The 13,896-nt window shown below is 37.9% G+C and carries 11 protein-coding genes, 1 tRNA gene and 1 rRNA gene; 7 read left to right on the top strand and 6 right to left on the bottom strand.

Going from position 1 to position 13,896, the window contains the following annotated elements:
- Positions 1-3 precede the first annotated feature (3 nt).
- Positions 4-119, top strand: a 5S ribosomal RNA gene (rrf, locus tag C0W29_RS15295).
- Positions 120-151: 32 nt separating this feature from the next.
- Positions 152-228: transfer RNA gene (locus C0W29_RS15290), tRNA-Asp, on the top strand.
- Between the two features lie 689 nt (positions 229-917).
- Here the strand turns inward: C0W29_RS15290 and C0W29_RS15285 are convergent.
- A complete protein-coding gene (locus C0W29_RS15285) occupies positions 918-1,754 on the bottom strand; it encodes a TIGR03899 family protein (protein WP_045045361.1) in 837 nt (278 codons plus the stop codon).
- A 75-nt stretch (positions 1,755-1,829) separates the two neighbouring features.
- The gene (locus tag C0W29_RS15280) at positions 1,830-2,381 is read right to left on the bottom strand and encodes a YtfJ family protein (RefSeq protein WP_045045359.1); all 552 of its coding nucleotides are present in this window, start codon (positions 2,379-2,381) and stop codon (positions 1,830-1,832) included.
- 166 nt (positions 2,382-2,547) lie between these two features.
- Here C0W29_RS15280 and C0W29_RS15275 point away from each other — a divergent pair, with 166 nt between their 5' ends.
- The 3 genes from C0W29_RS15275 (at position 2,548) to tamB (ending at position 8,675) form a co-directional block, all read left to right on the top strand.
- Complete coding sequence (locus C0W29_RS15275; protein ID WP_036796206.1) at positions 2,548-2,757, top strand: DUF1107 domain-containing protein; 210 nt, start codon at positions 2,548-2,550, stop codon at positions 2,755-2,757.
- A 435-nt stretch (positions 2,758-3,192) separates the two neighbouring features.
- Positions 3,193-4,917 (top strand): autotransporter assembly complex protein TamA, encoded by a 1,725-nt coding sequence (tamA, locus tag C0W29_RS15270; RefSeq protein ID WP_045041761.1) that lies wholly within the window; start codon positions 3,193-3,195, stop codon positions 4,915-4,917.
- A complete protein-coding gene (tamB, locus tag C0W29_RS15265) occupies positions 4,914-8,675 on the top strand; it encodes an autotransporter assembly complex protein TamB (RefSeq protein WP_045045358.1) in 3,762 nt (1,253 codons plus the stop codon). The genes tamA and tamB overlap by 4 nt, the downstream gene beginning before the upstream one ends.
- Before the next feature lie 88 nt (positions 8,676-8,763).
- Here the strand turns inward: tamB and C0W29_RS15260 are convergent, their stop codons facing one another.
- From C0W29_RS15260 to fbp, 3 genes are all read right to left on the bottom strand, one after another.
- Positions 8,764-9,144 (bottom strand): rhodanese-like domain-containing protein, encoded by a 381-nt coding sequence (locus C0W29_RS15260; protein ID WP_045045357.1) that lies wholly within the window; start codon positions 9,142-9,144, stop codon positions 8,764-8,766.
- Positions 9,145-9,156: 12 nt separating this feature from the next.
- On the bottom strand, positions 9,157-9,684 hold the full coding sequence (gene ppa / locus C0W29_RS15255; RefSeq protein WP_045041764.1) for an inorganic diphosphatase: 528 nt from the start codon (positions 9,682-9,684) through the stop codon (positions 9,157-9,159).
- 163 nt (positions 9,685-9,847) lie between these two features.
- The gene (gene fbp, locus C0W29_RS15250) at positions 9,848-10,861 is read right to left on the bottom strand and encodes a class 1 fructose-bisphosphatase (protein WP_036796200.1); all 1,014 of its coding nucleotides are present in this window, start codon (positions 10,859-10,861) and stop codon (positions 9,848-9,850) included.
- Positions 10,862-11,057: 196 nt separating this feature from the next.
- Here fbp and mpl point away from each other — a divergent pair, with 196 nt between their 5' ends.
- Positions 11,058-12,413, top strand: a complete 1,356-nt coding sequence (gene mpl / locus C0W29_RS15245) for a UDP-N-acetylmuramate:L-alanyl-gamma-D-glutamyl-meso-diaminopimelate ligase (RefSeq protein WP_045045356.1) — start codon at positions 11,058-11,060, stop codon at positions 12,411-12,413.
- A gap of 11 nt (positions 12,414-12,424) precedes the next feature.
- Positions 12,425-13,048, top strand: coding sequence for a flavin prenyltransferase UbiX (locus C0W29_RS15240; protein ID WP_036796197.1), 624 nt, complete (start codon positions 12,425-12,427; stop codon positions 13,046-13,048).
- 110 nt (positions 13,049-13,158) lie between these two features.
- Here C0W29_RS15240 and argR read toward each other — a convergent pair whose 3' ends face one another.
- Positions 13,159-13,629, bottom strand: a complete 471-nt coding sequence (gene argR / locus C0W29_RS15235; RefSeq protein WP_036796195.1) for a transcriptional regulator ArgR — start codon at positions 13,627-13,629, stop codon at positions 13,159-13,161.
- Positions 13,630-13,896: the final 267 nt, after the last annotated feature.

The raw sequence follows: 13,896 nt of genomic DNA, 5'->3' as shown, positions 1-13,896 counted from the left end.
TTGCTTGGCGACCATAGCGTTATGGACCCACCTGATCCCTTGCCGAACTCAGTAGTGAAACGTAATAGCGCCGATGGTAGTGTGGGGTCTCCCCATGTGAGAGTAGGACATCGCCAGGCTTCAAATTGCTTAAATGCTGAATAGACACTGCGGAGTGGTAGTTCAGTTGGTTAGAATACCGGCCTGTCACGCCGGGGGTCGCGGGTTCGAGTCCCGTCCACTCCGCCATTATTAAAGAGGCCTGAATCTAACGATTCAGGTTTTTTTTCGTCTGTAGATAAGTAAACTTTCACTAGCGATATAATATATCAGTTCAAATTATTTATTACCAAATACTTTATAATTTCTCCTATTAGATTTAATGAGATGACTTTGTTCTTTAATTCTCTAAGCTACTTGAATGTATTTAGTTTCGAACAATATATGTTTGTCGCCTAGATAACTTTTTAAAGCTAATTGACTCTTATTTTAAAGGCTATAATTTGAGAGTGCGTAATATTCGTGTTTTTTACTTTTCTAATATATATAAGTATGTGCTATCTATATTCATTCTTATTATAGATTTCAAATTTATCTATTTGATTAAATAATGATATAAACGCTACGCTAGACTATTTTGAACTCGATATTTTTAGTTTTGGATAGCCAGCTAAATAAGTTTTTTAGATATAATATTATTTGTTTCCCGTTTTTTGAAGAGCTGATTTTATTCAGTAATAGTTGCCATATTATTAACTTGTGCCATGTAGTCTATATAAATAACTATCAGATTATTAAGGTTATTTATGTTGGGGTGACTTAATTGTGGGGGGGGCAGATGTAATATTGTTTATTCCTGATTGTTAAGTTGTGTCTCGAGATCCTTTGATATATATAATTTTTTATATGAGTTAATTAAATAATTAATATAGGTCATATTATTCTGTTGTGATTGTAAATAATTTAGCGAATATCTCTAGTAAATAAGTTTGGTATTCAGAATTGTTTTTATATTCTATCAATGATGCAAGCTCTTGCCCAATTGGTGATATACGATAATAAGTAAAAGAGGTATTTTTATTATGGCAATGTAAGGTGTAATGAGTATCTTGTAAATGTACTTGAAGTTGTGCGGTATGATCAATTGTACTTGATTCGAATTCTGTTTTTAGTATTAGCCCTAAATCCATTAAAATAACGATACTGGAGTAGGGGAGATTGTATTGGTCATATGCTATAGAGTAATGTCTTATTTTTGCTCTAAAAGGAATGAAGTTTGCTGGTACTTTAATACCTGTAATTATTTTTTTATCTTTATTCTTACCAACTTGGCAACATACACTTATAACTCGTTGAAATAATAGAGCCTCTTTTTGAGTCATTGTTATTAAAATAGTCAGTGTTTTTAAAGAGGTTGTACCTGGACGTATAAGCTCTTTTTTGAGAATCCTAGACCATAATTTTTGCATAGATGGGTTATAGACATGTTTTGCCATTTCAATGAAACGCACTAACCAGTCAGGATCTGGTTCTGTTGTTGTCTCATTCTTGCACTCGTCGTAGGTCAATTTGAATATTTTTTCGATATTATACTGTTCGCGTTGATGTTGTAACTGTTGGCTATTGAAGTACCTTTCTGTCAATGATAAGCCATTATTTGAATGAATTAAGCCATCATAGCCAAAATGTTTCGCTAAAGATTGGGTGCGAGTTTTACTGTCAGTTAATGGTCGTTTTACTGAAGTGTTTTTTAAAGGTTGTTGTATTGATGTCATTATGAAATATCTATTCACGATTAGGCCGTTATTAATAACGGCTATCATCAATATTTCTGAAGTGATAAATAAGGTTTATATGTTTTTTTTCACTAAGGCGATTACTTGCTCTATTTGCCTCTGGTTCAGTTGTCCTTCATGAACGAATACGACCTGAGCATTTTTATTGAGTACAATTATTGCGGAGTTTTCTTTTTTTAGATCCCATGTTTTTTGTACGATGCCGTTACTATCTAGCACAATAGATGACCACGGATATTTCTTTTTATTATCTTCAGTAGCGCTTTTGACAAAGCTAGCTGTTCCCCAAATTGCATCATCTTGGTTGATGATGGTTGTTGTTTGATATTGTTGTTGTGGAAAGCGCGCAGCGCTAATAGCATTAACTAATTTAGCATTGATTTTTTTTGCAGAACTTCTTCCTGCAATTGCCATTATTATACGTGTTTTCCCTTCTAATTTGGTGCTATGCCAGAACTGATAGCTAATACTGTCATTGTTCAGTACTAGTTCACCTTTATTCGTTACAGTAACTGCTGGTAGAGTTGCGCCTATTTCAATGTCATTAGCTTGAGCTAAAGTTGGAATTGTAACAATAAAAAGTATTGTTAATAGTGCTTTATACATAAAAATTCTTATTTATTTGTGATGTTATTAGTGTAGTGAATTATATTCCGAATGGTGATGATTTTATCTTATCGTCGTTAATCATTTTTGTTTATGTGGCAAATTGTTTGCATCTTTTTGTTGTTAATAAAAATAACTGCGTTCATTGATTATGATGTGAGGATATATGTTGAGAATTTTTCAAGTTTATCGTCCTATTCAAGTAGCGAAACATGTTAAAAACTTCTTTAAAGGACGACTTTTTATTATTGGAATTGGTGGGTTTGAATTTGAATATGGCCGTTTACTTCCACCTAAGTCAGCTAATCTTAAAGCATTGAATGTATTATCAGAAGTGAATAAAGAAATTCAAATACTTTCAACTATAATTGCTTAACTAATAGCAAATCAATATAGGTATGAGTGTTTATTTTTTGAGAGAATAGAGCTCAATGTCAATCATTGCTAATGACTATTTAAAGATAGTTATCAAAATGAGGTGAATAAATTATAGGTTTATAATGAGATCGCCATTTTCATTTTGCAACGCTTGTTGATAATATTTAGTGTCTCACTAGGTTAGATTATTTAAAAAGTGTGGATAATTGTTCTAGAGTTATTTGGTCACTATGTAACTCCCTCTGGTGCTTGCCAGATAAAGTCATTCTAATCTGAATGTGCAACGTGATGGTTATTGTGTTGTTAGTGATAGATATTTGAATTGAGTGGTTTATTATCAATAAATATTTGTAGTTATTGTTGGTATAGATATACACACTTGCCAAAATAGACCGTGTGAATGAATCTAATTTTTCCAAGAAGCATAATCCGAATGAATAAAGTTTATCAGTGGCTGGGTATTGCATCTTTTGCCTTAGTATTATCAAGTCCGGCAATGGCGGCATCTCTTAAAGTAAAGGGATTAAAAAGTAGCCTCGAAGATAATGTCGATGCGTATTTATCAGCTATTTCTAAGAATGATTATAGTGATACGTTACGCTTTCAAGAGCAAGTGAAGTCTGAAATAAGTCAAGCTTTACAAGCGCTAGGCTATTATCAACCGAGTTATGACTATCATGTAAAGGGCAGTGGTAAAAAGATTGCAATTACCGTGACTGTTGATGCAGGCCCTCGTACGCATATCAGCCAGAGTAATATTATTATTACTGGAGATGCGAAAGATGATCCTGCTTTTATCTCTTTATTGAAAAATAGTGGCTTAGGGATAGGTAAGGCTCTCAATCAAGGAAAATATGAAGCATTAAAGTCTTCCTTACAAAGCTTAGCTATACGTCGAGGTTATTTTGATGCCGAATTAAAGAAAAGCGAATTAGGCGTGATTCCTACTCGTAATGAAGCGATCATCACTATAGATTTTGATTCTGGACGTCGTTACACTTTTGGTGACACGCATTTTACTGGCAGCCAAATCAAGGATGCCCGTCTTCGTTCGATGATTCCTTATACTGAAAATGAGCCTTATTTAGCATCTAAATTAGGTTTATATAATGAACGTTTATCTAATGTGGGTTGGTTTTCATCTATTTATGTTGGCGGTGATGTTACTAAACGCAAGGATGATAAAATTCCGATTGAGGTCGCTTTAACACCTCAAGTTAGAAATCAAATCGAAACGGGTATTGGTTTTTCAACTGATACTGGCCCACGTTTGAAATTTAATTGGAAAAAGCCATGGATTACCAGTAATGGCCACAGTTTTTATCTTAAATCTGAAATATCGAAAGAGCAGCCTAAACTTGAAGCCGCTTATAAAATTCCATTAGATGATGTATTAAATAATTATTATCAAATTGTTGGTGGCATTCGCTATGTTGATAATCACGATACTATTAGTACCCAACTAGGGTTAGGTGTTGAGCGTCATTGGAAGCTAAGCTCAGGTTGGGATCGTACAGTATCATTACATTGGCTTAATGAAAAATACAAGCAAGCTGGTGATGAAGAGGGTACCTTTAACTTATTTTTACCAGGACTTTCTTATAGTAAAAGTGAATTCACAGGCGGAGTATTTCCAACCTCGGGTAGCAAATATAATTTCTCAGTTGAATTTGCGGATAAATCATTAGGCTCAAATACAAGCTTAGTTCGTTTGCAGGCAAAATCTGCTTGGATTCGTACCTTAAGTGAAAATCAACGTGGTATTTTCCGTATTGCAGGTGGTGCTGTATTAGCTGATAGCATTCGTGATATTCCACCATCATTACGTTACTTTATTGGTGGTGATAATAGTATTAGAGGCTACGGTTATGAGTCTATTTCGCCTCGTAATGATGCCGGAAGAATGGTGGGTGGCCAATATATGGCGACTTCTAGTATTGAGTACCAATATCGCCTATACGGTAATTGGTGGGGCGCACTATTTTATGATTATGGTTCGACATGGAATGATAATAAACCAGATTGGATGCGAGGCACGGGCTTTGGTGTGCGTTGGGCATCACCTGTTGGCCCGGTTCGTATTGACTTTGCTTGGGGGCTTGATAAGCCAGCCAAGAATAAGTTTGAACTTCACTTTACTCTAGGACCTGAATTATGATCTGGGTGAAGCGTATTTCTCTGGCTATCTTAGCCCTTTTATTATTTGTTGTGATTGCCGTTGCGGTGATTTTATACACTCCTGCTGGCTTAAAAGTTGCCAGTTGGGGAGCGCAAAAGGCTTTACCTGCACTATCTATTGGTACAACTAATGGATCGTTGTTAAGCGGTTTCCAAATTGATGATGTACGCTATCAAGATAGCAGTATGGATTTAGCTGTTAAGCAATTAAATTTAACCTTGGATGAGCGTTGTTTACTGACTCCTGAGATTTGTATTTCAGATTTAGGCGTAAAAGGGGTTAAGTTTTCAATGCCTAAATTACCGTCAGCAACGGAACCTCAGCAACCATCAAAACCAGTAACAGAAATTAGTCTTCCGATTCCGATCAAAGTCGATAAAGTCACTTTAGATAATATTGATCTTGATATATTAGCGAATAAAGTGAGTTGGCAACATTTTGCAACGGCAGCGACTGTTATTGGTAGTCATGTAACATTAAAACCAACCGACTGGCAGAATATTAAGTTAGCGCTTGCTCCTGCTAAGGACACTGTTAAATCAAAAAACACCTCTCCAACAGATGTTAAAGCTAAGTCAAACGCTACAGCGATTACATTACCTGATGTTGTATTGCCAATGTCATTTGATATTGAACGCTTTACAGTTAAAAACTTTGAATTGGAAGGTAAAACGCCACAAAAGGTATCTTTGCTTGAGCTGATTGCATCTGGAAAAGGTAGTGAGATTAATGTTGAAAAACTACAAATTAATGCACCGCAAGCTAATTTAAACGCTAAAGCACAAGTGATGTTAGCAGGGGATTATCCATTAACATTAGATGCCGATGCTAAAATCGCAATGAAGCCAGTTAATGGGCATCGACTGACATTAAAAGCTCATGGTTCATTACAAAAGTTGCTTATCGATGCTCAACTAAAAGGTAAGTTAGATGCTGTTATTAAAGGTCAGTTATCGCCTCTTAAGGCAGACTTCCCATTTGATGTTGCAGTATCGAGTAAACACTTGCAGTGGCCAATTGATAAACCAGCTGAGTTTACCGTTGATAATACAGTCATTGACGCCAAAGGTAGTTTAAAAGGATTTACTTTTAAGGCTAAAAGCAGCATCGACGGTACACCTATGCCTGCGGTGAAATTAGCACTTAATGGTAAAGGTGACTTGAATCAGGTCGATCTTTCTTCTTTAAAGATAAATACCTTAGGCGGTGTAATCAGTGGTAATGCGCAAGCGAATTGGAAAAAATTAGTTACTTGGGATGGAGAATTAGCCTTTGCGAATATTCAACCTGGTTTACAGTGGCCTGCGGCTAAAGGCAATGTTAGTGGTAAATTTGTAACGTCTGGTGGATTAACGAAGCAAGGTGGTTGGTTTGTAAAACTGCCGCAACTATCAGTTGATGGCACTATCATGAAACAAGCATTAACGCTTGTTGGACAGTTAGATGCGTCAGATATTAACGGCAAAGGAGATTTACTTCAGGTAAATACCCCAGGGCTGACGTTAAAACATGGCCCTAACGGCATGATGGTGAAAGGTCAGTTGAATAAAACTTGGGACATGATTGCTAAGATTGATGCACCAGATTTATCAAAATCATTAAAAGGTTTACATGGTGCAGTTAATGGTGATGTGAAGTTATCAGGTAGCATGGCAACACCAGATATTAAGCTTGATTTACAAGGTAATGATTTAGGTTGGCAACAATTAGCAAGCTTAGCATCGTTTGATCTTAAAGGTAATGTGACGCCGTTGCCTGATATGAAAGCGGATATCAGTTTAACTGCTGCAAAAGGTAAATATGGCACGACCACATTAGATGATCTTAAGGTCTTATTTAACGGCACGGAGCAGAAACATCGTTTAACGGTTAATGCTAAAGGTGATCCTGTTGGTGCCAATTTATTGATTGATGGATCTTTTAATAAGCAAACTGGTTGGCGGGGTACGCTAGCTAAAGGTGATATTAGTACGCCTGTTGGTAATTGGGTATTGAACCATCCGACTTTGATTCGTTATGACCTTAAAACAGCAATGGCAACGGTTGGAGCGCATTGCTGGCAACAAGGGAAAGCGGGGATTTGTTTAACGCAAGATCTTACCGCAGGGGCTTCTGGTCAAGCGCAATTAGCGGTTCGTAAATTTAACTTTAATTTGCTTAAACCCTTCCTACCACCAGAGCTAAAAGTTAATGGTGAGTTAGGGGCGAATGTTGATGCGAAATGGTCTCCTAAAACAGCACCATATCTAAAAGCTAACATCACCATGCCTGCCGGTGGGTTAAGTCAGCAAATGAGTAGCGATGAACACTCACTGAAATTAGGCTGGGATAAAGTAACAATTAATGCTGAGATGCAAGATAATGCGTTAAATGCTAATTGGCTAGTTGCGATTAAAAATAACGGTGATTTAAGTGGCCAGGCAAAGATCACTAACCTGCAAGGTGATAAACAGATTAATGCTAATGTTAAGCTTGATCATTTTACGTTAGGTTTTCTTGAGCCAATAATTAAGGATTATCATAAGTTTGATGGTCAAGTTGATACTAATCTGACAGTGACTGGACCTATTCTACATCCTGCGGTTAATGGTTTATTACAAGTGACTAAGCTTGAAGCAACAGGGCGTAAGGTACCGTTAGATATTAAAAATGCGGATATTAAACTGGCATTTAATGGTTATAACGCCAACTTAATCGGTAATATTTATACGCCTGATGGTCAGCTTTTACTACGTGGTACTGGTGACTGGCAGGATATGGCCGCTTGGAAAACTAAGCTTAATATCAATGGTAAAGAGTTGAAAGTTAGTGTGCCGCCGATGGTTTCGTTAAAGGTCTCTCCTGATTTAACCATTGAAGCATCACCAACTGCCGCAGAGATCACTGGTAAAATTGGTATTCCATGGGGACGGATTACCGTTAATCAATTACCTAAATCAGCAGTGAAAGTATCGAAAGATCAAGTGATCTTAAAAGATAACTTACAGCCGGTGAAAGAAAAATCTGCGGTTCCATTTGATATTACAACCAATATTTTTGTTCATATTGGTGATGACGTTAAATTGTCAGCCTTTGGTTTAAAAGCTGGTCTGTTAGGTGATTTAAATATTCGCCAAGCAGGTAAGGGACCAATGATTTATGGTGAAGTAAATATTGCTAAAGGATCGTACTACCGCGCATTAGGGCAAGAATTATTGATCCGTAAAGGCCAAATTTTATTTAATGGCCCAGCGGAACAACCTTATCTCTCTATCGAAGCGATTCGAGATCCTGATAATGTAGAAGATGATGTTATTGCCGGAGTACGAGTTACTGGTCCTGCGGATAAACCTGAAGTCAATATATTCTCTGATCCTGCGATGCCGCAACAAAATGCATTGTCATATATCCTAACTGGTAAGAATCTTGATTCTGAAGGTTCAGGTGATAGTAATGGTGCAATGACAACGGCATTGATTGGAATGGGTCTAGCACAAAGCGGCCAGCTAGTGGGTGATGTTGGTGAAGCTGTTGGCGTTAAAGATCTGAGTTTATCCACCTCTGGTGCTGGTGATGATTCACAAGTGACGATCAGTGGCTATATTGCTCCTGGCTTACAGGTGAAATATGGGGTTGGTATTTTCAACCAAGTAGATGAGTTTACTTTACGTTATCAATTAATGCGTAATTTGTATGTTGAAGCGGTTTCTGGTCTTGATCAGGCGGTGGATTTACTTTACCAATTTGAATTTAATTAATCACAATATTGGTATTCAATGTATTGAGTGCTAATAATTGACAAAGCCCGGTTAGATTAATAACCGGGCTTTTTTTTGTCTCATCACTTTATGGTGTGGATATTGGTTGTGATGTTTTAAGTTTTTGATAGCTAAGACCGTTGTAGATTGCAGTGTAACCGAGTTTTTCTAGTGTCGTTGCTGCTATCTCAGCCCGTCGACCTGATTTACAGTAAAGTAAAATGGGTTGAGTCTTGTCTTGATAACGAGTCACTATAGTTGCAATCTGTTGGTAAGGGATATTGATGGCTGAATTTAAATGTCCTGCGGCAAACTCAGCACTGGTTCGAACATCAATAATGACATTAGGTTGTTGCTGCTGTAGTTGCCAAAATTGTTGTACTGAAACATTTTTGGCATAACTTATTGACGTTATAATATTAAGGCTTAATGTTGTAATGAGTAACCCATATTTTAGTGCTGGTTTCATTACTAGGCCTCGTTATTTTTGTGCGCGTTCAAATGAGGTTATTATTTCTTCTTTTGCTGACTCGGCATTTTCCCAGCCATCAATTTTGACCCATTTGTTAGCTTCTAATTCTTTATAGTGTTCGAAAAAGTGCACAATTTGTGCTTTCAATAAACTAGGAAGATCATCAATATCTTGAATATGATTGTATTCTGAAGTGAGTTTACTATGTGGTACCGCCACAATTTTAGCATCTTCACCTGATTCATCGGTCATTTTTAGCACCCCGATTGGACGACAACGAATAACTGAACCTGCAAGTAATGGGTAAGGCGTTGGCACCAATACATCAACAGGATCACCATCAAGAGAAAGGGTGTGGTTGATATAACCATAATTACACGGATAGAACATTGGAGTTGAGGTGAAACGGTCAACAAAAATCGCGCCACTGGCTTTATCTACTTCGTACTTAATTGGGTCGGCATTGGCTGGAATTTCAATAATAACGTTAATATCGTTGGGAATGTCCTGACCTGCAGTCACTTTATTTAAGCTCATGATAGATTCCTTTTTGGTTAATTAAATGTTGCGTATATCGAGGTTATCATGATTATGGCTAAAAACAACCGCAGCGCTTGAAGTGTTTTTAAAGGAACTTGATGGCGATAAAGAGAGGATTAATTAATATCAAGGTGGCTAGCACCACCTTGAATTGTTGTTGTTATTGATCATTTATTTCGTGCAGGAAAGCCTCAACTTTGTTGACCATATTGGTTGAACCAACAAAAAAAGGTACTCGTTGATGTAATTCAGTCGGAATAAGATCCAAAATACGCTGTTGACCATCTGTTGCTCGCCCGCCAGCTTGTTCTATTAACAGTGCCATTGGATTACATTCATAAAGTAGGCGTAATTTCCCATTTGGATAACTGGCTGTACTTGGATAAAGGTAGATTCCACCTTTTAATAAATTACGATGAAAATCAGCAACTAAGGATCCAATGTAGCGTGAGGTATAAGGACGGTTATCTTGTGGAACACATTCTTGGCAATACTTGATGTATTTTTTCACACCTAATGGAAAACGAATATAATTACCTTCGTTAATCGAGTAAATATTGCCATCAACCGGAATTTGCATATTCTCATGCGAGAGGCAGAATACGCCGAGAGAGGGATCATAAGTGAAGCCATGGACACCGTTACCAGTAGTGTAAACCAGCATCGTTGAGGAGCCATAGATAATATAACCGGCTGCAACTTGCAGATGTCCCGGTTGCAGGAAATCGGCATCTGTCGCAGGTGAGCCAACGGGAGATATTCGACGATAGATTGAGAAAATGGTGCCGACGGATACATTAACATCAATGTTAGATGAGCCATCTAGTGGATCCATTAACACCACATATTTAGCATCACGATTTAATTGGCGGTTAAAACTGACAGCTTGATCTTCTTCTTCACTGGCAATGCCACATACTTGATCACGTGCTTCTAATGCTGCTTTAAATTTATCATTAGCATAAAGGTCAAGTTTTTGTTGCTCTTCCCCCTGCACATTTTCGGTGCCTACAGCCCCTGTTATATCAACCAGTCCTGCTTTATTGATTTCGCGGTTTACGATTTTAGCCGCTAGTTTGATCGAGCCTAATAGTGATGATAGTTCGCCACTAGCGTGAGGAAAATCATTCTGCTTCTCGACAATAAATTCACCAAGCGTTCTAATATCGGTCATAAACAATCCTTGCATCATGTTGTCATAAGGGTAGAGAGATTCAGTTGTATACTGTTTGGATCTCAACGCATAATGAGATCGGACGCCTCATAATATTTTTCGTTATATAAAGAATTGTATATAAAGATCTTTTTTATGGTAACGAAGTAACGTCAAAGCGTGACATTAATAAAAATTAAGGATGGAGAGAGCAATTATGCATATTCATATTTTAGGTATCTGTGGAACATTTATGGGGGGCGCAGCTACATTAGCGACTCAACTTGGGCATAAAGTTACCGGTTCTGATGCTAATGTTTATCCACCGATGAGTACCATGCTTGAGTCTCAAGGTATTGAAATAATTCAAGGATATGATCCTGAGCAATTAAATCCAGCACCTGATTTAGTGGTGATCGGCAACGCGATGAGTCGCGGTAATCCGTGTGTTGAATATGTCCTCAACAATAATTTACGTTACACCTCTGGCCCTCAGTGGTTACATGATTATTTATTGCATGATCGTTGGGTAATGGCAGTTGCTGGTACACATGGCAAAACAACTACCGCGAGTATGTTAGCCTGGATTTTAGATGATTGTGGTTATCAACCTGGCTTCTTAGTGGGGGGAGTGCTTGGAAACTTTGGTGTTTCAGCTCGCCTTGGCGAAAGTATGTTTTTTGTTGTTGAAGCCGATGAATATGATAGTGCTTTTTTTGATAAGCGTTCGAAGTTTGTGCATTACCATCCACGCACTTTGATCATGAATAATCTTGAATTTGATCATGCAGATATCTTTGATGATCTAAAAGCAATTCAACGTCAATTTCATCATTTAGTACGTACAGTACCAGGAAATGGTCGTATTTTAGCGCCGCATGGGGTAAAAAATATTGATCAAACGCTAGCGATGGGTTGTTGGAGTGAATTGGAATATATTGGTGGCGATGGCCATTGGCGTGCGCAAAAACAACTTGCTGATGGCAGCATATTTGATGTTTATCTGGATGGTCAATTAGTCGGTGTTGTGGACTGGGCATTAGTTGGCGATCATAATGTTAATAATGCATTGATGGCAATTGCTGCTGCTCGACACGTGGGGGTAACGGCGAATTTAGCCTGTGAGTCATTAGCTAAATTTATCAATACTAAGCGTCGATTAGAGTATAAAGGTGAGGTCAATGGCGTCACTGTATATGATGATTTTGCCCATCATCCAACCGCAATAGAGTTAACATTGGGTGGATTGAGAGCTAAATTGAATCAATCACGTATTCTTGCTGTGCTTGAACCGCGTTCAAATACGATGAAATTAGGTGTACACAAACACGACTTGGCACCTGCGTTACATGCCGCAGATGAAGTGTTCTTATTTCAACCGGATAATATTCCATGGTCAGTTCAAGAAATTGCAGATCAATGTCCACAACCTGCATTTTGTAGTGATGATATTGATACGCTGGTGGCTAAGATTGCTGAATCAGCTCAGGCTGGCGATACTATTTTAGTGATGAGTAATGGTGGTTTTTGTGGTATTCATGACAAATTATTAGCCGCATTAACTGCAAAATAAAGTGAGATATAATGAAGCATAAACAGATAACATTGGCATGGACGGGAGCGTCCGGTGCACCTTATGGTTTGCGTTTGCTGGAATGTTTGTTGGCGGCAGATTATCAGGTTTATCTGTTGATTTCATCGGCGGCGCGAGTGGTATTGGCGACTGAGCATGGGCTTAAATTATCAGCAGCACCAGAAACAGCGCAGCAACAATTAGTTGCTTATTTGCAGTGTGCCACTGAAAAATTGGTAGTGTGTGGTAAAGAGGAATGGTTTTCACCTGTAGCTTCAGGTTCGGCAGCGCCTAAACAAATGGTGATCTGTCCATGTTCGGCATCGACGTTAGCTTCCGTTGCTTATGGAATGTCGAATAATTTGCTCGAGCGGGCGGCGGATGTAGTGATAAAAGAGCGTGGTCAATTGCTACTTGTGGTCAGAGAAACGCCATTCTCAAGCATCCATTTAGAGAATATGCTTAAGCTATCGCAATTGGGGGTTACGATCATGCCTGCAGCACCAGGATTTTATCATCAACCGCAAACCATTGCTGATTTAGTGGATTTTATGGTGGCACGTATCTTAGATCACCTAAAAATAGAGCAAGGTTTAGTTCCTCGTTGGGGATATGATCAACGCGAACAATCCTAATTTAGGAACAGAGTGTCACTCATATTAAGGAGACACTGAAAACAAAGGGTCTATATTTCTTGAGCATTGATATTGATGCTACGCAAAGTTAGATAGACCCTAATCATCGATCAGTTGCTGTAATCAAACAGCTCGCATACCGAGTCATAAAGCTCATTGGTGGTGATGTTATTGGTCGGTGTAATAAAAATAGTATCGTCACCCGCAACAACACCTAAGATTCCTTCCGCTCTACCTAAAGAGTCTAATAAGCGTGCAATAACTTGCGCTGCGCCGGGACCGGTATGGATCACGACTAAGGCACTATTAAAGCCCACTTCCATTACTAATTCTTTTAATGGGCTAGTGATTGTTGGAACACCCAGCTCAATCGGTAAGCAATAAACCATTTCCATCTTTGCATTGCGAGTACGGACTGCGCCGAATTTTGTTAGCATGCGAGAGACTTTTGATTGGTTAATATTATCAAAACCCTGTGCTTTTAACGCATCAACAATCTCACCTTGAGAACTGAATTTTTCTTCTTTTAAAATTGATTTAAACGCTTTGATTAAACGTTCTTGTTTATCTGAATTTCGCATAAGTAAATATTATCTACAGGGACGAGGTGAGCCATTTTTGCATAACCTGTGACTCACTGGCAAACAAACTGAATCAAAATAAATATGTGAATTCGCATTTTTGGCATAGATAAAATTTTTTATTGTGGCTCTTGTCATTGTTTTATCATAACTAATTAATTGAAATCTGATAAAGCAGAGTCATTATTAATTTTTTATTTTATTTGTCTGATAAAAGCATTTGAGTGCATTTTTATGGGATTCTGCGTTACTTCGCAAAGCGAGGGG

The organism is Photobacterium kishitanii, assembly GCF_003026355.1.
Taxonomy (GTDB): Bacteria; Pseudomonadota; Gammaproteobacteria; order Enterobacterales; family Vibrionaceae; genus Photobacterium; species Photobacterium kishitanii.
The sequence above is the reverse complement of the archived record's forward strand: the minus strand, read 5'-3'. Positions and strand labels throughout refer to the sequence as shown.